At 64.6% G+C, this 21,070-nt stretch carries 19 protein-coding genes and 2 pseudogenes; 15 read left to right on the forward strand and 6 right to left on the reverse strand.

The annotated features are described in order from the left end of the window. Positions 1-30: 30 nt before the first annotated feature. Entirely contained in the window at positions 31-3,447 is a 3,417-nt protein-coding gene (locus ACIBI6_RS15045; protein WP_396956601.1) for a protein kinase, read from the reverse strand. A gap of 117 nt (positions 3,448-3,564) precedes the next feature. Here ACIBI6_RS15045 and ACIBI6_RS15050 point away from each other — a divergent pair. Beyond that, positions 3,565-3,945 (forward strand): annotated as a pseudogene (locus ACIBI6_RS15050) (ester cyclase); the annotation flags it as partial. 391 nt (positions 3,946-4,336) lie between these two features. Then, complete coding sequence (locus ACIBI6_RS15055; protein ID WP_396956602.1) at positions 4,337-4,687, forward strand: Lsr2 family protein; 351 nt, start codon at positions 4,337-4,339, stop codon at positions 4,685-4,687. Between the two features lie 146 nt (positions 4,688-4,833). On the opposite strand, the gene ACIBI6_RS15060 is transcribed toward ACIBI6_RS15055, so the two are convergent. Further along, entirely contained in the window at positions 4,834-5,157 is a 324-nt protein-coding gene (locus ACIBI6_RS15060; protein WP_396956603.1) for a hypothetical protein, read from the reverse strand. Here ACIBI6_RS15060 and ACIBI6_RS15065 point away from each other — a divergent pair. The 8 genes and pseudogenes from ACIBI6_RS15065 to ACIBI6_RS15100 form a co-directional block, all read left to right on the forward strand. Next, a pseudogene (locus tag ACIBI6_RS15065) lies at positions 5,102-5,287 on the forward strand (IMP dehydrogenase); the annotation flags it as partial. The gene ACIBI6_RS15060 and the pseudogene ACIBI6_RS15065 overlap by 56 nt on opposite strands. 206 nt (positions 5,288-5,493) lie before the next feature. Continuing rightward, positions 5,494-5,916 (forward strand): phage holin family protein, encoded by a 423-nt coding sequence (locus tag ACIBI6_RS15070; protein ID WP_396956605.1) that lies wholly within the window; start codon positions 5,494-5,496, stop codon positions 5,914-5,916. Positions 5,917-5,918: 2 nt separating this feature from the next. Beyond that, the gene (locus tag ACIBI6_RS15075; RefSeq protein WP_396956606.1) at positions 5,919-6,278 is read left to right on the forward strand and encodes a DUF3618 domain-containing protein; all 360 of its coding nucleotides are present in this window, start codon (positions 5,919-5,921) and stop codon (positions 6,276-6,278) included. 298 nt (positions 6,279-6,576) lie between these two features. Then, positions 6,577-7,122, forward strand: coding sequence for a hypothetical protein (locus tag ACIBI6_RS15080; RefSeq protein ID WP_396956608.1), 546 nt, complete (start codon positions 6,577-6,579; stop codon positions 7,120-7,122). A 252-nt stretch (positions 7,123-7,374) separates the two neighbouring features. After that, the gene (locus tag ACIBI6_RS15085) at positions 7,375-8,019 is read left to right on the forward strand and encodes an ABC transporter permease (RefSeq protein ID WP_364345897.1); all 645 of its coding nucleotides are present in this window, start codon (positions 7,375-7,377) and stop codon (positions 8,017-8,019) included. After that, the gene (locus ACIBI6_RS15090) at positions 8,016-9,281 is read left to right on the forward strand and encodes an ATP-binding cassette domain-containing protein (RefSeq protein ID WP_396956611.1); all 1,266 of its coding nucleotides are present in this window, start codon (positions 8,016-8,018) and stop codon (positions 9,279-9,281) included. Before ACIBI6_RS15085 ends, ACIBI6_RS15090 begins: the two co-directional genes overlap by 4 nt. After that, positions 9,278-10,015: an ABC transporter permease gene (locus ACIBI6_RS15095; protein WP_364345902.1), complete on the forward strand. Its 738-nt coding sequence runs from the start codon at positions 9,278-9,280 to the stop codon at positions 10,013-10,015. Before ACIBI6_RS15090 ends, ACIBI6_RS15095 begins: the two co-directional genes overlap by 4 nt. After that, positions 10,012-10,989, forward strand: coding sequence for a glycine betaine ABC transporter substrate-binding protein (locus tag ACIBI6_RS15100; RefSeq protein WP_396956614.1), 978 nt, complete (start codon positions 10,012-10,014; stop codon positions 10,987-10,989). The genes ACIBI6_RS15095 and ACIBI6_RS15100 overlap by 4 nt, the downstream gene beginning before the upstream one ends. Here the strand turns inward: ACIBI6_RS15100 and ACIBI6_RS15105 are convergent, their stop codons facing one another. Then, entirely contained in the window at positions 10,990-11,793 is an 804-nt protein-coding gene (locus tag ACIBI6_RS15105) for a hypothetical protein (protein WP_364345906.1), read from the reverse strand. A gap of 157 nt (positions 11,794-11,950) precedes the next feature. Between ACIBI6_RS15105 and ACIBI6_RS15110 the strand changes: the two genes are divergently transcribed. Further along, the gene (locus ACIBI6_RS15110; protein WP_364345908.1) at positions 11,951-12,121 is read left to right on the forward strand and encodes a hypothetical protein; all 171 of its coding nucleotides are present in this window, start codon (positions 11,951-11,953) and stop codon (positions 12,119-12,121) included. Between the two features lie 500 nt (positions 12,122-12,621). Then, positions 12,622-14,091, forward strand: coding sequence for an MDR family MFS transporter (locus ACIBI6_RS15115; RefSeq protein ID WP_364345912.1), 1,470 nt, complete (start codon positions 12,622-12,624; stop codon positions 14,089-14,091). A gap of 135 nt (positions 14,092-14,226) precedes the next feature. On the opposite strand, the gene ACIBI6_RS15120 is transcribed toward ACIBI6_RS15115, so the two are convergent. The 3 genes from ACIBI6_RS15120 to ACIBI6_RS15130 form a co-directional block, all read right to left on the reverse strand. Then, positions 14,227-14,931, reverse strand: a complete 705-nt coding sequence (locus ACIBI6_RS15120; protein ID WP_364345914.1) for a class I SAM-dependent methyltransferase — start codon at positions 14,929-14,931, stop codon at positions 14,227-14,229. 131 nt (positions 14,932-15,062) lie between these two features. Further along, positions 15,063-16,586, reverse strand: a complete 1,524-nt coding sequence (locus ACIBI6_RS15125) for an aldehyde dehydrogenase (RefSeq protein WP_396956617.1) — start codon at positions 16,584-16,586, stop codon at positions 15,063-15,065. Positions 16,587-16,758: 172 nt separating this feature from the next. Then, positions 16,759-17,709, reverse strand: a complete 951-nt coding sequence (locus ACIBI6_RS15130) for a LysR family transcriptional regulator (RefSeq protein WP_396956619.1) — start codon at positions 17,707-17,709, stop codon at positions 16,759-16,761. Between the two features lie 112 nt (positions 17,710-17,821). Between ACIBI6_RS15130 and ACIBI6_RS15135 the strand changes: the two genes are divergently transcribed. Genes ACIBI6_RS15135 through ACIBI6_RS15145 form a run of 3 tightly spaced genes read left to right on the forward strand, consistent with a single transcriptional unit; the run spans position 17,822 to position 20,995 of the window. Then, positions 17,822-18,976 carry an acyl-CoA dehydrogenase family protein gene (locus tag ACIBI6_RS15135; protein ID WP_364345918.1) on the forward strand — a complete coding sequence of 385 codons (1,155 nt, stop codon included), beginning with the start codon at positions 17,822-17,824 and terminating at the stop codon, positions 18,974-18,976. Positions 18,977-19,010: 34 nt separating this feature from the next. Further along, entirely contained in the window at positions 19,011-20,174 is a 1,164-nt protein-coding gene (locus ACIBI6_RS15140; RefSeq protein ID WP_364345920.1) for a CaiB/BaiF CoA-transferase family protein, read from the forward strand. Continuing rightward, positions 20,171-20,995 (forward strand): MaoC family dehydratase N-terminal domain-containing protein, encoded by an 825-nt coding sequence (locus ACIBI6_RS15145; protein WP_396956622.1) that lies wholly within the window; start codon positions 20,171-20,173, stop codon positions 20,993-20,995. Before ACIBI6_RS15140 ends, ACIBI6_RS15145 begins: the two co-directional genes overlap by 4 nt. Positions 20,996-21,070 lie beyond the last annotated feature (75 nt).

Here is a 21,070-nt window from a genome sequence, read left to right on the forward strand (position 1 = left end):
TGGTCCGGAGCTGAGCGGGTAGCGGTGGTGTCATCGGACCGATGGTGACGTATCCGCTACTGCCCTGAGCAGTGCTAGGAATTGCATGATCGGCGGTGCGTCGTCGTAGCGCGTTTCGGTCGCGATCGCCGAGATGTGTGGCCCGTCGGCTGCGGTGCGGACGAGGCCGTGCTCGGCGCACAGCATCAACGCGGGTAGTGCGGTCTCCGCGGCGGTCCGTCGGCGTCCGGCGACCCACAGGCAGCCCGCCCGCAACAGTTGCGCTTGGATGAATGCTCTTGGGCGCTGCTGGGTTTCGATCACGCGCACCATCTGCTCGGCTCGATCGCAGGCTTGATCAGCCGAGCGATCGGCCAACAGCAGCCGGATCGCGGAGTCTTGTTCGAGTTCGGCGATTCCGGCGTGAATCATTGTGTTCTGCTTGCGGTATGGCGGCAGCTGCCGGAGCGCGTCGCGAGTTTCGAGTGGAATCGGCAGGCCGAGGCGGATGCGCTCGTTGACCATGCGGGCGGCCAAGCGCGGCAGTGACTCGTGCTCCGCGATTTCCGCCCCCTCGGTAATGCGTTGTTCGGCGGCGGCGAGGTCGCCGCGTATTGCTTTGATGCGTGCGCCGGTGCCGAAGCTGGCGAGCAGGAACCAGACGGCGCCGCCGTGGCGGCCGAGATCAGCGCTGGAATCGAGTAGTTGCTCGGCTTCGTCGAGGCGGTTCTGCTCGTAGCGGATGGAGCCGAGGAGGGCACCGGACATCCGTGAACCGTAGGTTTGCGAGCGGCCGCGTCGCGTACGGGTGATGGCGGCATCGAAATGCTCTTCGGCGGCGGCGATGTCGAGCTGCTCGAGGGCCGCGAGGCCGGCGACGCACCTGCCGTACATCACCCCGAATGCGCCTTTGCTGCGACGGTGATATGGAGCTGCCCATTGTTGCCAGCGGCGGGCCTCGGCGAAGTCGAAACGGTTCAGCGCATCGATGGACGCGAGATTCGCGGCGTTCGTGGCGGTGAACGGTGTGTCGGCATCCTCGAGATGCCGGGCCAGCAGCTCCGGCAGACCATCGAATCGGTCGGTGACGAATTGTCCGGCACCCGCAACCGTTTCCGCCTCTACTCGCAGCTTGGTCGCCTCGGTACCGGTCGCCGCACCGGCATCCAGTTCGGCATATAAGTCTTCCAGCGCCAGCTGAACCTGTTCCGAGCGTTGCAGTCCGACGTTGGCCCAGGCCCGGCAGATCTGCAGCCTTGGTCGTGCCTGCGCCGAGGGTTGCGGCAGTTTCGTCAGCAAGCCGAGGAACGTCGCCATGCGGGAGCCTTCGATGAGGTCCATGGCCCGTCGTTCGACCATATCCGCGGCGTAGTCCGGATCACCGGCGGCCAGTGCGTGATCGACTGCGGCGGAGACGATCTCGTGTTCATCGCACCATTCGGCCGCACGGCGGTGCAGTTGTGCCAGGCGTGCGGGATCACGGCGGACCAGTCGGCGCCGCAGGTAGTCGGCGAACAGGTGGTGATATTGGAACCACTGGTCCTCTTCGTCGAGGCGGCGTAGGAATAGATTTCGGTCGGCTATCTCTTCGAGTAGTTCCTGGCTGTCGGATCGGTCCGTCAGCTGAATCGCGAGATCGGCGCAAATTCGCTCCGTGATCGCCGTGTCCAGCAGGAAATCCAGCAGTGGCGGTTCGAGTGAGTCGAGCACGTTCTCGGCGAGGTAATCGGCGAGTGCCCGGTGGCGGCCGGTGAGCTGGTCGATGAACGTGGCGGGATGATCGTGGCCGCGCAATGACAGCGAAGCCAATTGCAGTGCGGCAGGCCAGCCTTCGGTCGTTTCCTGCAGGCGACTCACATCGTCGGTGGACAACGACAAACCGCCGGACTCGGCCAGGAAAGCATCGGTTTCCTGCGGATCGAAACGCAGCTGCGCGACATCGATTTCGACCAGCTCGTCTTGCACCAGCATGCGACTGAGCGGCAGGCACGCTCTGCTCCGGCTCGCAATGACCAGCCGCAGGTGGTGACAACCGTGCTCGAGTAGGTAATCCAATGCGGCGCAGGTGGTTTCGCCGTGCACCCGGTGCCAGTCATCGATCACCAACACCATCGTTTGTCCACCCGAGTGGATTTTGTCGATCAGCGCGGACAGCACGTATCTCGCCGTGTCGGACGATCGTTCCTCGAGCAGCGTGCCGAGTTCACGCGCAAGCGCCGGAGCGACGCGGTGGATTGCCTCGACCAGGTGGGAAAGGAACCAGACGATATTGTTGTCGTCGGGGTCGGCGGTCAGCCACGCCACCGGGACGTCCTCAGCCGCCAGCGCGGTGGCCCATTGCAGAGCCAAGGTGGTCTTGCCGAATCCGGCCGGTCCGTGGATCAGCGTGAGGCGTCGGTCGCCGCCGCCACGCAATAGCACCAGCAGGCGGGTGCGGGCAATCATCGTATGGGGTGCGGCCGGCGGCCGGAATTTTGTTGCCGTGCTGGGCGGTGGGGGCGGTGTCACCGTACCCGGGGTGTGCGAGGCCACGGGAACCGACGTGGCCGAACCGGATTCGATGACCGTGGGCGGCAATGCCAGTGCGTCCACCGCCAGGCCTGTTTCGTGCTGCACCCGGCGCAGCCATTCCCCGAACTCGATCGCCGAGGTCGGTCGTTCGTCCGGCTTCGCCGCCATCGCCGCCTCGATTGCCGCGCACACCGCCGTGGGGATGTGCTGATCGCGCAGACTGGGTACGGCGGCGGTGGCGATGCGGGCCAGTTGAACTTGCAGTGGTTCGCCGGTGCGGCGTGCGAACGCTGCTCGCCCGGCCAGTAAGCAGTGCAACGTAGCGCCTAGGCCGTAGATATCCGAGATCGGCGTTGGCGTCGCACCGCTGAGCACCTCGGGTGCGGTGAATGCGGGCGTGCCCTGGACGGTCTGCAGGGAGGACGTGGTGACGTCGCCGAATTGGGCGATGCCGAAGTCGGCGAGCTGAGGTTCACCGTAATCGGTGAGCAGGATATTGCCGGGCTTCACGTCGCGATGCACAATGCCGATCGCATGGGCGGCGGCCAGCGCCGCGGCCATCTTCACGCCGATCGAAAGCACCTCCGACCAGCGCAGTGGTCCCGAATCCCGCAGCACGGTCTCCAGCGAGCCGCATGCGTAGAACGGCATGACAATATAGGGGCGGCCGGTGGCGGTGATGTCGACCTGTAGCACCTGCAGGATATGGGGGTGCCCGAACAGTCGACCTAGTGCCCGCTGTTCTCGGAGAAATTGCTCGCGCTCGTCGCCGCTGACCTCGGATCTGAGCAATTTGAGCGCGACGTAGCGTTCGAGTGCGTATTCGTAGCAGCAGTACACGACGCCGAATCCGCCACGGCCGATTTCGGTCGCGTCGCCGAATCCGGCCGCCGCTAGTTCCGCCGGGATTCCGGTTGGGCGGTCGCGCTGTGTCGCGGCCTCGTCGAGCTCGTCCATCGAATATTCGGCGGCACCTCCGCGTCAGCGCATCCATCCCGACCTGTGTCTCAACCATAGCGCCGTTGTGGAACGGCGGTAACGAGGCGTTGTCCAGAGTGGAATAGTGCCGGTCCGGATCGGTCGATTCAGGTCCGCGGCTACTACCACGACACCCGCGTCGCATTTCCGGATCAGGACCACGAGATCATCGCGTTGCGGCACAGCGCCGACGCGGTAATCGTCGAATTCTGGCTACTTGGAACACATTTGGGTCCGCTTGGCGGCATACCGCCCGCCGGTTCCCGGCACCGCACCCGGATGACGGCGTACTTCGTATTCGACGACAACGAGAACCTGATCGTGGAGCGCATTTACTTCGACACACTGTCGATGCTCAAACAGTTCATCGGCGGTGTGATCCTGCGCGACCCACGTAAGTGGCCGCTGGTCTTCCGTGTGCTGCGGGGACTGCTCGGCATGTCGAGCCATCCGAAGCCGAGTCGGACCTCCTTCTCGTCAACGCGCACGACCCGCACTTATTCGACCGGGGCACCGGGCGCGCGTAACACGCTTGCCCGGCATGCGTGCGTTACTCCCGTCGCCCCTGTTTCAGGATCGAGCGGACACACAGTTCGCCTTGACGCATTTTCGCCGCCAGTCGAGCAGTGCGCGGGAGTCCATACCCGATTTCGCTCGCGCGACTCGACTGGCTCATATCCCGCGCTGCTCGGACCGGTGTGCGAGGTGGTTCGGCCGTCCTGAAATGTTGCTCGCATTTATCGGACGGATTCCAATGGTCGTCTGCTCCGCCGTGCTTGTGCATCAACATATCGCGCTGCACTATTAGATATAATGACAGATACCATCAGCATGCCGAAGAAAATGCTCATAGATGAAGGGCTGACTCATGGCGAAGAAGGTGACCGTTACCATGGTCGATGATTTGGATGGCACGTCGAAAGCCGATGAGACCGTTCTGTTCTCCCTCGACGGCGTTACCTATGAGATTGATCTGTCGAAAAAGAATGCCGGAAAGCTCCGTGCCGATCTGGATCCTTGGACGGAGAAGGCCCGCAAGACCGGGCGGCTGAAGGTCAGGTCCAAGAGCAGAGGCGGCAGCAAAGATTTTCGGTCGACGGCGGATCGGGACCAGTCGCTCGCGATCCGCGAATGGGCCCGCAAAAACGGCCATCAGGTATCGGCGCGCGGTCGGATATCCGCCGACATCGTCGCCGCCTACAACGCCGCGAGGAAGTAAACCGTCCCTGACATTCTGCTATTTTCGTCGACCGTTCGTATTCGATGGGCGTCGGCATGAGGTCGCGCACCTCGAATTCGATGATCGGGTATTCCCATCTTGGCGGCGTAATGCCAGATTTCTCCTGGTCACACAGGGGGCCGATTTCATCGGTTGGTGTCCGCTGTGATGTGCTCGAACAGGCCCGCTTGGATACGAGTGCGAACCCCCTTGGCCCACGGCTCGTCCACTTCGACGGCGGCCACGTTGTTGAGCAGCATACCGAAGGCGAGGAACGACTTCACCGTCACCGGGGCGAGGCCTGTCGTATCGGCAACCGTGTCCCACATGTAGGCCAGTCGCGCCCGCACGAAATCGCGGACTTCACGGTCACCGCAGGCGGCGAAGCCTTGCAACTGACCAATTCGCCGATGACGCGTCGGGCTGCGTGGCGGCGTCGCCCCGGTCCGGCGCTTCCTGCCCGATCTCATCGACCGCGTCCTGACCGGCCGCATCGACCTCGGCCAGGTCTTCGACCTCACTCTGCCGCTCGAGCAGGTGGCCGACGGCTACCGCGCCATGAACGACCGCCGTGCCATCAAAACCCTCTTGCGGCCCTGATCCGGATTCTGCACTGCACTCGAATTCCCGCGCAAAGGTTTCGGTCGACTGCGGGTGCCTTCCGAATTCGGCGGCTTCGATGTCGATCCGCCGCCACGGGCATCGCTGCCCCCATCCAGCCGATCTGGCCGGCGGGGGTTTGAAAGTCGCATAGTGGGCCATCTCGGTCGTATCTGGAGCTTTTTCCCGAGTACCTAGGAATCGCCATGACCGAAACACCCACCGGGTCGTCGATCGAAACTTCGCCCACGGAGACACGGTCGGTTATCGAACTCGTCAACGATGCGACCGAGCAAATGGCCCACCTGATCCGGGACGAGATCAAGCTCGCCGAACTCGAGGTGCGAAGCAAAGGCAAACGTCTGGGTCGCGGCGCGGTTGTGACCGGTGCCGGGGCGCTCACGGCGTGCTACGGCGGCGCCGCCGTTATCGCCGCGGCGATCATCGCCCTAGCGGGCCCGCTGTCGGGCTGGGCCGCCGCGCTGATCGTTGGAGTGGTACTGCTGCTCGTTGGCGGCGTCTTGGCCCTCATCGGCAAGAAGGACCTGCAGAAGGCGGTCCCGCCGGTCCCGCAGGAGGCGTTCACCGGCGTACAGCAAGACATCCATACGATCAAGATCGGAGGATAGCGATGAGTGACGAGAGCAACCCCCCATTAGGGTCGCCCGAGGCGGAACTGCTGCGCGCCGACCGCGACCTGGCCAGACAAGAGCTGGGACAGACCATGGCGGAACTGACCGGCAAGCTCGATGTGAAGGGCAGAGCCGAGGCAGAACTGCATCAGACCGTGGACAACGCCCGCGCGAAGGTGCACCATGCGGCCGAAACCGTGCGTGAGAAGCGAGAGAAGGCCAGCGCCGCCACCCAAGACCGCGCCGTCCAGTTCGCCGCCGTGACGCGCAGTCGGCCGGCGCCCTTGGCAGCCGTGGCCACCGCCGCCATCGCGGCCTTGGTGACGTGGCTGATACTACGTGGCCGTCGCAATCGGTGAGTGTCTGAATAGTCCACTCACCGCACCATTCTGCCCGAGATCGAGGGACCTTCGACGTCTCGTTCGGGCTGGTAGGGACCTGCGAACCCGCGCCATCCGCTGACAGCTTTCCGCACCGGAAATGTTGGGCGGCAACGCGATCGGCACCCACCCCGTCAGAATCGGAGCCCGCAGGGGTTGCCCCCGGACGGTACTATTACCTTTCGATCACAGATGTGGTCGACTGAATCACGTGGCCCGGCACGGGCTTTCAGCACGTGTCGGCGCGCGCGACAGCCGATGGAATGTGGGGAAAACCATGAGCGCCACCAAGTTCGCCGCCACCGCCCTGCTCGCGATCGGTGCGACCGGCATTACCGCGGGCGCCGTGCAGGCCCAGCCGGTAACGACCGACACCACCGTGCAGGCAACCGATCACGGCATCAACTTCATCACCGCACCGACAGCAGACCGCCGAGGTGTCAGTACCACCGTCGAGGCTGGACGGTTCACCGTGGCCGCCGATGCTCTTTCGATCACCCTCACCGACGCCGCAGGCAATGCGGTGACCTCGATACCGCTGGGACTGCAGACCGCAGCCGGGACCGTCGCCCTGACGCCGGCGATCGCCAACGACGGCCGAACCCTCACCCTCACAGCGCAATCCGACACCACACGGACGGCGCAGGCAATCGACGAGGCCTCCGACACGATCGCTCGCAAGCAGTACAACGCCGGTATCGGCGCGCTCATCGGCGCCGGCATCGGCGCTGTGATCGGCTTCTTCCTCGGTGGCGTCGGTGCCCTCGTCACTGTCCCGATCGGCGCGGGAATCGGCGCGCTGATCGGCTACTCCACTCCCTGATCCGGACCGCGAACACGTCGAGTCCCTGTGTGCCGCTACCGAACAGCGTTGGCACACAGGGACTCGTGTCGTTCAGCCCGCTTCCACGGTAAGCCCGTCGCTACCGCGAGTCGTCGCTGATACGGTGACCCATTCGCCGCCGCGCGCCATCGAGCACCGAGCGGCGGTTTCGTTTACTCTTTGGCAATTCGCGCGTCTGGTTACTGCGCGCAGATAGGTACCGACCGGTCTTCGGCTGACGATGGGAATCCCGTGCACTTGTGGAGTTACATCCGAGGACGGGGAGAGACTCTGGCGTTTCTGACGTATCAGCATGCCTCCCTGGCATTTCAGACGGTGCTGGTCGGGACTGTCGTCGCTGTTCTCATCGCGGTCGCGGTATATCGGCTTCCACTGATGTCCGCACTTTCGCTGACCTCGAGCCGGGTCGCGCTGACCATTCCTTCGCTCGCGCTGTTGGCGCTGCTATTGGTCCCGTTCGGACTCGGCGTGGTCCCGTCGTTCATCATGTTGGCGTTCTTCGCCGCACTGCCGGTGATCGGCAATGCGATCGTCGGCTTGCGGTCGGTGCCCACCTCGGTCGTCGAATCCGCACGCGGGATCGGCTTTTCGCGATGGCGCATTCTGTTGACCGTGGAATTGCCGATTGCCTGGCCGGTGATCCTCACCGGTATCAGGGTGTCCACCCAGATGATCGTCGGTGTCGCCGCCATCGTCGCTTACGTCCTCGGACCCGGCCTCGGATCGCTGATCTTCAACGGCCTTTCGCGGCTCGGTGGCGCGAACGCGCTCGAAATGGCGCTGACCGGCACCATTCTCATCGTCCTTATCGCGTTGGTGTTCGACGCGCTCCTCGTCCTGCTCGGACGCCTCACGATCGCAAAGGGACTGTCATGACCGATGTGACCAACCAGCCGGAGCGCAATGTCACCGGCGCGTCCATCAAGTTGGACTCGGTTGTCAAGCGTTACAAGGGCCAGGAGAAACCGGCAGTCGAGCGGCTCGACCTGGAAATCGACGCCGGCGATATCGTCGCCTTCGTCGGCCCGTCCGGCTGCGGTAAGACGACCACACTCAAGATGATCAATCGGCTGATCGAGCCCACCGAAGGCCGGATCTTCATCGGCGGACGCGATGTCACCCGGGAAGATCCGGACAAGCTGCGGCAGTCGATCGGATACGTCATCCAGTCCGGTGGGCTCTTCCCGCACTGGTCGGTCGCCAAGAATGTCGGCGCCATCCCCCGGGTGCTCGGGTGGGACCGGAAGCGGATCGCCGAACGCACCGAGTATCTGCTCGATCTGGTCGGTCTGGACCCGGGCACCTTCGCCGACCGGCTGCCGAAAGATATGTCCGGCGGACAGCAGCAGCGGGTCGGCGTCGCCCGCGCGCTCGCGGCCGACCCGCCGGTCCTGCTCATGGACGAGCCGTTCGGCGCGGTCGACCCGATCACTCGGGTTCGCCTGCAGGACAGTCTGATCGCCATCCAGCACGAACTCGGAAAGACCATCGTGATCGTCACGCACGACTTCGAGGAGGCCACCAAACTCGGTGACAAGGTGCTCATCCTGTCCGAAGGCGGACACGTCGAGCAGTACGCGCGCCCGGAGGAAATTCTCACCGACCCGGCCACGCCGTTCGTGGAGGAGTTCGTCGGATCCGGCGCGAAGCTGGCGTATCTGACCGTGTCGCGGGTGCGTGATGTCGCCTACGACGAGGTGATCACCGCTCGGGTGGGGGAGTCGGCGCACGGGGTGATCGAACGCGCGAAGGCCGCCGGACACACCTGGATCGTCGTCGTCGACGAGGCCGGGCGCCCGCGATCGTGGCCATCACTCACCGAGGTCGCGACGAAACCGGAGGTTTCCGACTTCCTCGATCGGCGCTTGCCCGTCGTCGCACGATCTTCGACCCTCAATGACGCGCTCGACGCCATGCTCGCGACCAGCCAGGGTGCCACGCTCGTCACCGACGGCCGTGGCGCGGTCGTCGGCTCGCTCAGCATCAACTCGGTGACAGAGGTGATCCGGACCAAACTCGCCGAGGGGACCGGCGATGGCGAGGACCTGTCGTACGAGACGTACGTCGAGGGAACCGATCCGGCGCCGACACCGGTGGTCTTCGCCGATGACGAGCTCGGATCGGCCGGGCAGTCATGAATCGCCTGCGCCGCATTCCGATCGACGTGTGGTTCGAACCGCTCGTCATCGGTGTCATCGCCATCGGATACGTCATCTGGTATCGCGCGACGACGTTCACCCCGACAGAGCGGGCGTCACTCGGCTGGGCCAATCTGCAGACCACGATCCTCGCCCACATCAAGCTGACCGTGGTCGCAACGGTGATCGTGGTTGTCGTCGCGATTCCGCTCGGTATCGCACTGACCCGTCCAGGCTTGAAGCGCTTCGAGCCGCTCGCCGTCAATATCGCCAATATCGGCCAAGCCGCGCCCGCGGTCGGTCTGCTCGTCTTGTTCACCTTCTGGCTGGGCACCGGATTCCGCACGGCGATAGTCGGTCTCGTCGTGTACGCGATCCTGCCGATCCTGCAGAACACGATCGTCGGGCTGCGGCAGGTGGATCAGCGCACCATCGAGGCCGCGCGGGGTATCGGGTTCTCGGGTACGCGGACGCTGTTTCAGGTCGAACTCCCGCTCGCGGTGCCGGTGATCCTCAACGGCGTGCGCACCGCGCTGGTCATTCTGGCCGGTACCGCGACGCTGAGTACCTTCATCGGCGCGACCAGCCTCGGCACGCTGATCACCACCGGCGTCACCCTCTTCCTGCCCAAACTGCTGATCTCCGGCGCGATCCTCGTCGGGCTGCTCGCACTGATCATCGACTGGCTCGGCAGACTCGTCGAACTGGCCGCGACGCCGCGAGGTGTCTCATGAAATCGCCACTGGCCACTCTGGTTTCGGCGCTCGTCGCGACGACGGCGCTGCTCGCCGGGTGCGGTCTGGTGAGCTCGTCCGGAACATTCCACGATGCACGGCTGCCCGGCGGTGAGCGGCCACTGGACGGTGCGAAGCTGGTCGTCACCTCGAAGAGCTTCACCGAGGGCATACTGCTCGGCAAGATCACCGCGACCTACCTGGCCGCGGCGGGCGCCCACGTCACCGATCTGACCGGGGCGCCGGGTTCCGCATCGTCTCGACAGGCCCAGCTCAACGGCGATGCCGATGTGTTGTGGGAGTACACCGGCACCGGTTGGGTCAACTACCACAACGAGACCGAGACGATCTCGGATCCGAAGGAACTCTGGCAGCGGGTCCACGACATCGAAAAGAGCGACCACGACTTGGAGTGGCTGCCGCCGGCGAATTTCAACGACACATACGCCTTCGGCGCGTCTACGTCGAATGCCGAACGCCTACAGGTGCAGTCGCTGTCCGACGTGGCCGCGCTCCCGGTGCCCGATCGGACCTTCTGTGTCGACGACGAATTCTTCAGCCGCTCAGATGGTTTCATTCCGATGCTGAAGAAGTACGGGATCCCCTACAACGATCCGAACGGTGTGCCTGCCGGAAATGTCACGCGCATGGACGCCGGTGTCGTCTACACGGCGACCGCCAAGGGCGCGCCGTGCAATTTCGGCATGATCTACACCACCGACGGCCGCGTCAAGAACCTGAACCTGGTTGTCCTCGACGACGACAAGAAGTTCTTCCTGCCTTACAGCGGCACCGCGGTCGTTCGCGACGTCGTCCTCGACCGCTACCCGCAGTTGCGAACCCTGCTCGGCACGATTTCCGAACATCTCACCGACGAACTGATGCAGGACCTCAACGGCCGCGTCGATATCGACGGCGAGGATCCCGCCGACGTCGCCTACGACTGGCTGAAGAGCGAGAAGCTGATCGAGTAGCTACGGCTCGGGTGGGGGTTGCAGGCTGATGCGGTCGGCGAGGGCGTCGACGGCGTCCGCGTCGGCGTATGCTTCGGTGGTCAGTTCGAGGAATGCGGCCCAGCGGTTTATCCGCGGCGTCCACCGTTGGATGAATGCGTGGGCATGTTCGAACTCGGCTCGCGTTCCGTTTATTTGTGCGCGTGCCGCTGCTTCGGTTGCCGCTTGGACGGTGTTCTGGGCCAAAGCCAATTGTTCTCGGCAGTGGTCGGCGTCGGGGACTTCCTCGCGCACAGTATCGGCCTCGACGCGCAGATTGAGGATGAGTCCGGCCAGTCTGGGATCAGCCGGTCCCGAGCGTGGGGCGGAGGTTCCGGCGGCAATGGCTTTATCGCGGCGTTCGCGTCGCCTACGTTCCCGTTTCTCGGCCAACGCCACTTGCTTACGGTAGGTTTCGGTGTCCGCACCGGTGACGACCGGATAGGTCAATGCTGCTGTCGTCGAGAGCATTTCGACGCCGTTGCCGTCACGGACCTGCATGCTGACCCGGTGCAGCGGCGGTGCCGGGTCGGGTTCGTCTTCGAGGCGGGCGTCGAGCACCGCGTTTCGGTACTCGATCATGATGTCCGCGACGACCCGGTCGAACACCGCGGTGCCGACCTCGATGTGGTTGGTACACATGCGGCCGGTGCAGTCATCGAGAATTCCGAATTCGCCGTCACCGGAGTCGACGACGGAATCCCCGGCGGGACCGCTGCCCACGACCTCCCAGTTGTAGGTGTTGGATTGCGCTACCTCGGATCGCTCCACACAGTCCTCGGACATGGGCCTGACCGTACTTCATGCAGGCGGCACGAAGCGGCTGTTTCCCGAAGCGACGGGGATAAGCCGCGGACCGAGCCGCAGAACCCATTGACCCGATCGGCGATATCCGTTATTTGTGCTGGTTGCCGGGTATGCGAGCGGCAGGAGGTGAGAAGAAATGGTTGCTTTGTTGCTGGTTCTGCTTCTTGTATTAGTTCTGTTCGGCGCGGGGTTCGCACTGAAGGCCCTGTGGTGGGTCGCGATTGCGGTCCTGGTGCTCTGGGCGCTCGGCTTTGTTTTCCGGTCCGCCGATTCCGCGGGTACCCGCGGTCGCTGGTATCGGTGGTGATACCCCGCCTCACCGGAGGGGGCTGGTGCGCGGATGGGCCTGGAAGAAATCCCACATGATCTGATCAGCGCTGATCGATGCGGTAGCGCCGACCAACGGTGTAGGGCGATAGGTGGCGAGCCCGGCCAGGTGTGCCCGCCGCCGATAAGCGCGTACAGCTCGACGGTGCCGTATTCGGGGCATGGGTAGCGCAATAGCATGGCATCCGCGGCGATCTGGTGCTGTTCGGGCTCGAGCCCGCAACCATTGCGGTGCGCCGTTCGCGCCGCGCTGGAAGGATTGTTCTTCATCATGAGAGGTGTGTTCTCATCGATGCGCCTTTTGGTGGACGCGTGCGCCGATGGGTGGCACAGGCGGCCGAACTTGTCGGTGGTGACCGCAATACTGGCGCGGCCGATGAATTCGAGCCGCCCGTCCCGTCTCAACCGATGTGGCGAGATCCGATGAATCGGGCAACGCGCCACACACATTCCGGTCGAGACGCCCTGGAGGTACACCCGATGTCAGCCGAACTTTCCGCCCCCGCCTCGGGAGGGCGGACGCCGACCGTCATCCGGGTACTGGTACTCGCGACCTTCGTAGTGATCCTGAACGAGACGATCATGATCAACGCGATCCCTCGTCTGATGGCCGATCTCGAGGTCACCGAGCGGGCGGCGCAGTGGGTGTCCACCGCGTTCATGTTGACGATGGCCGCCGTCATCCCGACCACCGGCTGGTTCCTGCAGCGGGTTTCGACCAGACGGGCCTATGCCGTGGCGATGGGAGTCTTCCTGGCCGGTACCGCACTATCGGCCGTCGCGCCGTCATTCGCGGTGCTGCTGCTCGGACGGATCATTCAGGCGGGTGGTACCGCGGTAATGATGCCGCTGCTGATGACCACGCTGATGACCGTCGTGCCCGAACAGGACCGCGGCCGGGTGATGGGCAATGTCACCCTGGCCATTTCGGTGGCGCCCGCACTCGGCCCGGTGGTCTCCGGAATGGTGCTCCAGATCGGTTCGTGGCGTTGGCTTTTCGTACTTGTCCTGCCGATCACGGCGGTCGTCACCTGGCTGGGTCTGCGTCGACTGGAGAATGTCGGTGAACCGCAAGCCGGGGCGATCGACTGGTCGAGTGTGGTGTTCGCCGCGCTCGGGTTCGGTGGGCTGGTATTCGGGCTCAGCAGGTTCGAGAGCGACAACTACACCAGCCCTGCCCTGATCGTCGCCGCGGGTTCGGCCCTCATCGCCGTATTCGTATTCCGTCAGCTGCGCCTGCAGCGCATCGGTACCCCGCTGCTGGATCTGCGGGTGCTGCTGTCCAGCACCTACGCAAAGGCGCTGGTGCTGATGTCGATCGCGTTCATGGCGATGCTCGGCTCGATGATCCTGCTGCCGCTGTATCTGCAGAACCTGCGTGGTCTGAGCCCCTTGCAGACCGGCCTGCTGGTGATGCCGGGCGGGCTGGCGATGGGGCTGCTCGGACCGACCGTCGGCCGCCTGTTCGACCGCTTCGGTGGGCGCGTACTGGTGATTCCCGGCTCGGTCGGGATCGCCGCGGCGCTGGCCGGATTCACCCAGGTCTCGATGTCGATGCCGTACTGGCAGCTGCTGGTCCTGCACATCCTGCTGATGGTGTCGCTGGCCACCACATTCACCCCGGTCTTCACTCTCGGCCTCGGGGCGCTCCCGCAGCACCTGTACTCGCACGGCAGCTCGATGCTCGGCACCCTGCAGCAGGTCGCCGCGGCCTTCGGCACCGCCCTGGTGGTCACGGTGATGTCTGCCCGCAGCACCGGACTCGTCGCCGCTGGCACCGACCCCGTCACCGCACACCTCGACGGTATGCGCCTGGCGTTCCTGGTCTCCGCTGCTCTGGCACTGATCGTGATCGCCATGGCCGTGCTCCTTCCGAGCCGGGCGGCGGTCGCCACCCCGGAGGAGACCGACGAAATCGAGACCGCAATCCCCGAATTAGTCAAGGGCTGACCACAATTCGGTACACCGAACCCCTGGCCGCGCTTGCGGGCCGGGGGTTCGGGGCCGGGATGTTCCGCATCCGAGCCAGTTCCTCGGGTCAGTACTCCGAGAGGTTGTTGCTACCCCCCGACCATGGTGACGAAATCAGCCCAGCCGGGCGCACAGCAGCCAGGCGGGGACCGACTTGCGGCCACTGGGTTCGTCGCGGATGCCCTCGAACCGGAACCTCGGGCCGTCGGCAGTCGCCCCGAAGTCGCCGACAGGCAGGTTGCCATGGATTCGCGCTGGCCTGATCTCATCGACCACCCAGTACTTCTCCACCGCCTCACGAAGCTCGTCAGCGGTGACCGGCGCTGGGCCCGGTACAGGTACTTCGGGCAGGGCGGTCCGGTCGAACACCAGCGCGAAATATGACGCGCCCGGCGCGGCGGCGCGCACGATCGACTGCTGATAGCCCGCCCGCGACTCGACCGGGATCGAATGGAATAGCGTGCTGTCGACGATGGTATCGAAGCGGCCGTCGTAGCCGGTGAAGGCCGTGACATCGGCGACCTCGAAGGAGGCGTTGGCCAGGCCACGCCTGGTCGCCTCGGCGCGGGCGAGCTCGATCGCGGTCGGCGACAGATCCAGGCCCACGGTGGTGTAGCCCCGCTCGGCCAAATACAGCGAGATCGCCGCCTCTCCACATCCGACATCGAGGACATCGCCATGGAATCTGCCCTGCTCGATCAGCGCGGCGAGTTCCGGCTGGGGTTCCCCGATACTCCACGGCGGTTTGACGCCAGGGCCGAACGGGCCACCCGTGCCTTGGTAGACGGCTTCGAACTCGAAATCCTCCGGCGCAGTCATAGCATATGAGTATCAGTGACCTTGGTTCGTGTCAACGTCGTCGATGGCGGCGGAATAGTTCCGAGCGGTAGTTCGCTCGCGCGAGTTCTGTGGGTCTGCAAGGCACGGACGCGGTGACCAGCTTTCGCAGGTCAGCGGATTACGAATGGATTTCCCACGGGCGCACCGGAATTGATCCATACGGTCTTGGTTTCGAGATATTCCCGAACCGCGTCTATACCGTTTTCGCGGCCGAAGCCGGAATCTTTGAATCCGCCGAACGGCGCCAGGAAACTGACGGCGCGATAGGTGTTCACCCACACGGTGCCGGAGCGAATGCGTTCGGCCATGCGCAGGGCACGGCCGATATCACTGGTCCACACCCCGGCGCCGAGGCCGAAGCGGACGTCGTTGGCGAGGGCGACGGCATCCTCTTCGGCGCGAAACGGAATGACGGCGAGGACCGGTCCGAAGACTTCCTCCTGGGCGATGCGCATCCGATTATCGACGCCGGTGAAGATGGTCGGTTCGATGAACCATCCGTTACCGCATTCCGGACGCGTCGCGACGGCACCGCCCAAAGCCAGGGTGGCGCCTTCCTGTTCGGCGATCCGGAGGTAGTCCAGCACCTTCGCGTACTGCGCGGGTGTGGTGATCGGGCCGACTCGAGTGTCCTTGGACATGGGGTCGCCCATGCGGGCGGTGCGCGCGAGTTCCACTACGCGCGCGACGAATTCGTCGTGAATGCTGTCCTGGACCAGCAGTCGCGATCCGGCGATACAGGTCTGTCCGGTGGCGGCGAAGATACCGGAAACGACACCATTGACAGCCGCGTCGAGATCGGCGTCGGCGAATACGATATTCGGGGATTTACCACCCAGCTCGAGACTCACCTGCTTGAGGTCGCGGGCCGCGGCCTCGTTGATTCGGCGCCCGGTGACATCGGATCCGGTGAAGGTGATCTTGCGGACCAATGGATGCTCGACGAGCGGTGTGCCGACGTCGGCGCCGAAGCCGGTCACCACATTGATCACGCCCGGCGGCACTCCGGCCTCATGGAACAGCTTGACGAGTTCGAGCGTGGAGGCCGAGGTGAATTCCGACGGTTTGATCACCACTGTGCAGCCCGCGGCCAAGGCTGGAGCCAGTTTCCAGGTCAGCAGCATCAGCGGTGAATTCCACGGCGTGATGATGCCGACGACACCGACTGGCTCTTGGCGTGTGTATGCGAAATAGCCTTTCTTGTCCAGCGGCAGCACCGTCCCCTCGATCTTGTCGGCCAGTCCGCCGTAGTAGTAGAACCACTGTGGCAGATAGCTGAGCTGGCTATACATTTCGGCGAATAACTTGCCGTTGTCGCGGACCTCGAGCTCGGCCAGTCGGTGCGCATGCTCGGCGAGGGTGTCGCCGAGACGGCGCAGCAGTGCGCCGCGAGCGCTCGCGGTGAGTGCGGGCCACGGGCCGCAGGTGAACGCCCGGTGAGCCGCCTGCATTGCGACATCGACATCCTCGGCGGCGCCTTTGGCGATCCGTGCCCATGGTTCGCCCAGATATGGGTTATCGGTGGGGAACCACTCGCCGCCGATCGGTTGGTGATCATGCCCGTCGATGAACATCGGATACTGCTGGAAGTCGGCGTCCGGCGAGGGTGGCGGCACCGTCTCGGTCTGCCCCATGATGTGAACTCCATACTCGGATCGGCTACGCCGCCCATCATGAGTGATGATCAACATAGTTGAAAAATAGAAATGATTGATGCCTACATTGCTGAATGTCATACGTCGCCAGCTCTGGACGTGATGGGCGTCGAACCGGTAATAGTCGACGGGAATCGGTTCGGCGGAGCAATCAATTCGCGGTGGTTTCGCTGCGGTCGACGAGTCGGGCCGCGGGCCAATTCCCCTCGGCTACGGCGGCGCGCACCTGGCGGATGAGTTCGGCCGCAACGACTTCGGCGGCGGCGGGCACGCGGCCGGTTCGGGGCATGCCGAGGACGATCAGTCGCCGGACTTCCGGGTCGCACAGCGGTGCGGCGCTGAGCGTCCCATTGGCGACATCGTCGGCGATGCCGACGCCGGGCAGAATTGTCCAGCCGTGCCCACCGAGCACCAGCAGTTTCTGCAGACGTAGTGAATTGGTCTGGACGGTCACCTCGAAATTCACCCGCGTTTGCGCGGCGGCGCTGTCGATGAGGGCGCGCAGCGCATGCCCCGGCGCGGGCATCACCATCGGATGGTTCGCGACCTCGGCCAGAGCGACGGGACGTTCGGCATGTAAGTCGTCGCTCGGCGGCGCGACCACCCAGAGCCGTTCCCGCGCAAGCGGTTCGACATTGAGCGACGGTGTGCTGGTCAGGTTGTAGAGCAGGCTCAGGTCCAGATCGCCGTCGTCGAGCCAGCGCTGCAGATGTCCGGAATAGCCGGTGAGCACACGCAATTCGATGCCGGGATGATCGCGGGCGAGCGCCGAGACCAGCGGTTCGGCCAAGAGGTCGGCAGCGCTCTCCAACAGGCCGACGGTGACCACCCCGGTGACGACACCGGGCGCCGGGCGTAGTTCGGCGCGGGCACGATCGAGCTCGTGCAGCGCCCGTCGCGCCCGCTCGACCATGACGGTTCCGGCTTCGGTCGGGCGCATACCTTGTCGGGTGCGCTCGAATAGTGCGACGCCGAGCTCCTGCTCGAGCATGCGAATCTGCCGGGTGACGGCCGGTTGGACCAGGTGTAGCAACTCCGCGGCCTTGGTGACGCTGCCGACCTCGGCCACCGTGACCATGGCCTTCAACTGCTTGAAGTCCATTCGCACCTCCTGCGTATCGCGAACCGGCATGGTTATATCAGAACTCGGCATTTTACCGAGGCATTTATTAGCTCTCATGATGGTATTGCGGGGAGTGTCGAGAGGAAGTCGTATGGACGAGCTCAACGAGGAAGAAACCGCGATCGTCGCGGTGGTGCGCGACTTCGTGGATCGGGAGGTCAAACCGGTCGCGCAGGAACTCGACCATACGAACACCTACCCGGAGAAGCTGATCGATCAGATGAAGCAGCTCGGGATCTACGGGCTGGCCATCCCGGAGCCATGGGGCGAGGCCAAGGTCTCTACACCGTGCTACGCCGCCGTCACCGAGGAGCTCTCGCGCGGCTGGATGAGCCTGGCGGGGGCGATGGGCGGTCACACTGTGGTCGCAAAACTGTTGCTGGACTATGGAACTCAGGAGCAGCGGGATAGGTACCTGCCCCGGATGGCTACCGGCGAGCTGCGCGCGACCATGGCGCTGACCGAACCGGGCGGCGGATCGGATCTGCAGTCGATGCGCACTACCGCGCGCCGGGTCGGCGACGACTACATCGTCAACGGCTCCAAAACCTGGATCAGCAATGCCCGCCGGTCGGATCTGGTCGCCCTGCTGTGCAAGACCGATCCGACCGCCGAACCCGCGCATCGTGGTATCAGCGTTCTGCTGGTGGAAAAGGGTCCCGGATTCACGGTGTCGCGCGATCTGCCCAAACTCGGCTACAAGGGTGTCGAGAGCTGTGAGCTGAGCTTCGACGATATGCGTGTGCCCGTATCGGATGTGCTCGGCGGGGTCGAGGGTGCGGGATTCGCGCAGATGATGCGCGGGCTGGAGGTTGGGCGTATCCAGGTGGCCGCCCGGGCGCTCGGTGTCGGCCAGGCCGCGCTGGACGATTCGATTCGGTATGCCCAGCAACGGGAAAGCTTCGGCAAACCCATCTGGCAGCACCAGTCCGTTGGCAACTATCTCGCGGATATGGCGACGAAACTGACCGCCGCGCGCCAGTTGGTGTATTACGCGGCGCGCCGCTACGACTCGGGTGAGCGCGCCGATATGGAGGCCGGCATGGCGAAACTGTTTGCCTCGGAGACCGCCATGGAGATCGCTCTCAATGCCGTGCGCGTGCATGGCGGCTACGGGTATTCGACGGAATTCGATGTGGAACGCTACTTCCGCGACGCACCGCTGATGATCGTCGGCGAGGGCACCAACGAGATTCAGCGCGCAGTGATCGCCCGCCAGCTGATCAGCCGAAATCGGATCAACTGAGTTGTCCGGCACCGACTTTCCCGGAAGGCACCGTATGCGCCGCCCGCTCGAAGATATCACCGTCGTCGCGGTCGAACAGGCCGTTGCCGCGCCGTTCGCGACTCGCCAGCTCGCCGACCTCGGTGCTCGCGTGATCAAGATCGAACGCCCTGGTGGCGGCGATTTCGCCCGGCGCTACGACCAAACCGTCCACGGGGAGTCGAGCTACTTCGTGTGGCTCAATCGGGGCAAGGAAAGCGTCGAACTCGACGTCAAGGACTCCGCCGACCGTCGGCTGCTCGATGCGATGATCGCCAAGGCAGACATATTCGTGCAAAACCTGGTCCCCGGTGCCGCCGAACGGCTCGGACTCGATGCCGAGACGCTGCGCGCGGCACGGCCCGAGCTGATCCACTGCTCGATCTCCGGGTATGGCCCCGAAGGGCCGTACCGGTCGAAGAAGGCCTACGACCTGTTGTTGCAATGCGAGACCGGGCTCGTGATGTCAACGGGTACACCGGAAGTGCCGGCCAAGGCGGGTTTCTCGATCGCCGATATCGCCACCGGCATGTATGCCTACAGCGGTATCCTCACCGGGCTCTTCGACCGGGCGCGCACGGGTGTCGGTGCGAGCCTGCACGTCGCGATGATCGATGCGCTCGGGGAGTGGATGAGCCAGCCCGCCTACTTCTCCCGCTACGGCGATGAACCGCCGCGCCGCACCGCGGCCAAACATCCATCGATCTCTCCTTATGGCCCCTACCGCACCGCCGACGGTACGGTATTCCTCGGTATCCAGAACGAGCGCGAGTGGATTGCGCTGTGCGAAACCGTGCTCGGACGTTCCGACCTGATCGAGGATCCGAGGTTCGCAACCAATACCGATCGGGTGGAACACGACGGCGAGGTGACCGCGCTGCTGGAGCGGGCGTTCGCCGCATCCGGTACCGATGAGGTCATCCAGCTGCTGGAACAGGTCGGCATCGCGAATGCGCGGTTGCGCACACCGGCCGAGTTCACCGAGCACCCGCAGCTCGCGGCCCGCGATCGCCTGCGGCCGGTGGATACACCCGGTGGGGTGATGCAGGCCATGCTGCCGCCGGTGGTGGGTGGTTGGGAACCGGCAATGGGTGCCGTGCCTCGGATGGGGGAGCACACCGCGGCTCTGCGCGCGGAATTCACACCGGCAGAAGATGTTTCGGAGGAGACACGGGCATGACCGATGTGGTCGAACGCACCGAATGGCTGCTGCCCGGTCCGGCGGAGGCGCTGAGTGGGCTGCTCGGTGTGCCGCTGCCCGATCTGGACAAGGGGCTTCCGCTGCTCTGGCACTGGATCTATCTGCTCGAACGTCCCGCGCAGACAGATCTGGGGCCAGATGGTCATCCGATTCGCAATACCGTTCCGGAGCCGCCGGGCCCCGGCCGACGCCGGATGTGGGCCGGTGGGCAGGTGCGCACCCGTGGTGCGCTGGTATGTGGCGAACCGGCGACGAAACGAACAAAAGTGGTGTCCACACAAGAGAAGCAGGGACGCAGCGGCGCGCTGACCTTCGTCGTGGTCGGCCACCAGATTCTGCAGGGCGATCGAATCGTGGTGGACGAACGGCAGGATATCGTCTACCGCGACGCCGTCGAACCGAGCGGACGATCCAGCGAACCGGAACCCGGCCAGGACGCGAAAGTGCCTCCCGCCGACGACGAATGGGCCATCGATACCTCCCCGACCCTGCTGTTCCGATATTCCGCGCTCACCTACAACGGCCACCGCATCCACTACGACCGCGACTACGCCCGAGATGTCGAGGGTTATCCCGGTCTGCTCGTGCACGGTCCGTTGCAGGCGATGGCCATGGCCGAGGCCGCCCGGGCCCGCGGATACAGCGGTGACCAGGTCTTCGACTACCGACTGCGGTCGCCGCTTTTCGACCACCAAGGGCTGGTCGTCTCGGCGACCCTGCGCGGCGGTGTCCTCGTGACCGTCGCGCGGGACGGTTTCGGGCGGCAAACGGCAACCGGGACATTGCATCCCGCCGACTGAGGCAGATTGTGGTCAGCAACAGGGATGGCTGATCCGCGATTTCGCCGCGGTAGGCGTTCGGGTCGGCGAACAGGT

The organism is Nocardia sp. NPDC050412 (assembly GCF_044458825.1).
In the GTDB taxonomy this organism is placed as follows: domain Bacteria; phylum Actinomycetota; class Actinomycetes; order Mycobacteriales; family Mycobacteriaceae; genus Nocardia.

What these genes read in the sequence shown, in the direction of transcription:
- ACIBI6_RS15045 (WP_396956601.1), bottom strand. Translation starts at nt 3,447, where the DNA reads ATGGACGAGCTCGACGAGGCCGCGACACAGCGCGACCGCCCAACCGGA.
- ACIBI6_RS15055 (WP_396956602.1), top strand. Translation starts at nt 4,337, where the DNA reads ATGGCGAAGAAGGTGACCGTTACCATGGTCGATGATTTGGATGGCACG.
- ACIBI6_RS15060 (WP_396956603.1), bottom strand. Translation starts at nt 5,157, where the DNA reads ATGAGATCGGGCAGGAAGCGCCGGACCGGGGCGACGCCGCCACGCAGC.
- ACIBI6_RS15070 (WP_396956605.1), top strand. Translation starts at nt 5,494, where the DNA reads ATGACCGAAACACCCACCGGGTCGTCGATCGAAACTTCGCCCACGGAG.
- ACIBI6_RS15075 (WP_396956606.1), top strand. Translation starts at nt 5,919, where the DNA reads ATGAGTGACGAGAGCAACCCCCCATTAGGGTCGCCCGAGGCGGAACTG.
- ACIBI6_RS15080 (WP_396956608.1), top strand. Translation starts at nt 6,577, where the DNA reads ATGAGCGCCACCAAGTTCGCCGCCACCGCCCTGCTCGCGATCGGTGCG.
- ACIBI6_RS15090 (WP_396956611.1), top strand. Translation starts at nt 8,016, where the DNA reads ATGACCGATGTGACCAACCAGCCGGAGCGCAATGTCACCGGCGCGTCC.
- ACIBI6_RS15095 (WP_364345902.1), top strand. Translation starts at nt 9,278, where the DNA reads ATGAATCGCCTGCGCCGCATTCCGATCGACGTGTGGTTCGAACCGCTC.
- ACIBI6_RS15100 (WP_396956614.1), top strand. Translation starts at nt 10,012, where the DNA reads ATGAAATCGCCACTGGCCACTCTGGTTTCGGCGCTCGTCGCGACGACG.
- ACIBI6_RS15105 (WP_364345906.1), bottom strand. Translation starts at nt 11,793, where the DNA reads ATGTCCGAGGACTGTGTGGAGCGATCCGAGGTAGCGCAATCCAACACC.
- ACIBI6_RS15110 (WP_364345908.1), top strand. Translation starts at nt 11,951, where the DNA reads ATGGTTGCTTTGTTGCTGGTTCTGCTTCTTGTATTAGTTCTGTTCGGC.
- ACIBI6_RS15115 (WP_364345912.1), top strand. Translation starts at nt 12,622, where the DNA reads ATGTCAGCCGAACTTTCCGCCCCCGCCTCGGGAGGGCGGACGCCGACC.
- ACIBI6_RS15120 (WP_364345914.1), bottom strand. Translation starts at nt 14,931, where the DNA reads ATGACTGCGCCGGAGGATTTCGAGTTCGAAGCCGTCTACCAAGGCACG.
- ACIBI6_RS15125 (WP_396956617.1), bottom strand. Translation starts at nt 16,586, where the DNA reads ATGGGGCAGACCGAGACGGTGCCGCCACCCTCGCCGGACGCCGACTTC.
- ACIBI6_RS15130 (WP_396956619.1), bottom strand. Translation starts at nt 17,709, where the DNA reads ATGGACTTCAAGCAGTTGAAGGCCATGGTCACGGTGGCCGAGGTCGGC.
- ACIBI6_RS15135 (WP_364345918.1), top strand. Translation starts at nt 17,822, where the DNA reads ATGGACGAGCTCAACGAGGAAGAAACCGCGATCGTCGCGGTGGTGCGC.
- ACIBI6_RS15140 (WP_364345920.1), top strand. Translation starts at nt 19,011, where the DNA reads ATGCGCCGCCCGCTCGAAGATATCACCGTCGTCGCGGTCGAACAGGCC.
- ACIBI6_RS15145 (WP_396956622.1), top strand. Translation starts at nt 20,171, where the DNA reads ATGACCGATGTGGTCGAACGCACCGAATGGCTGCTGCCCGGTCCGGCG.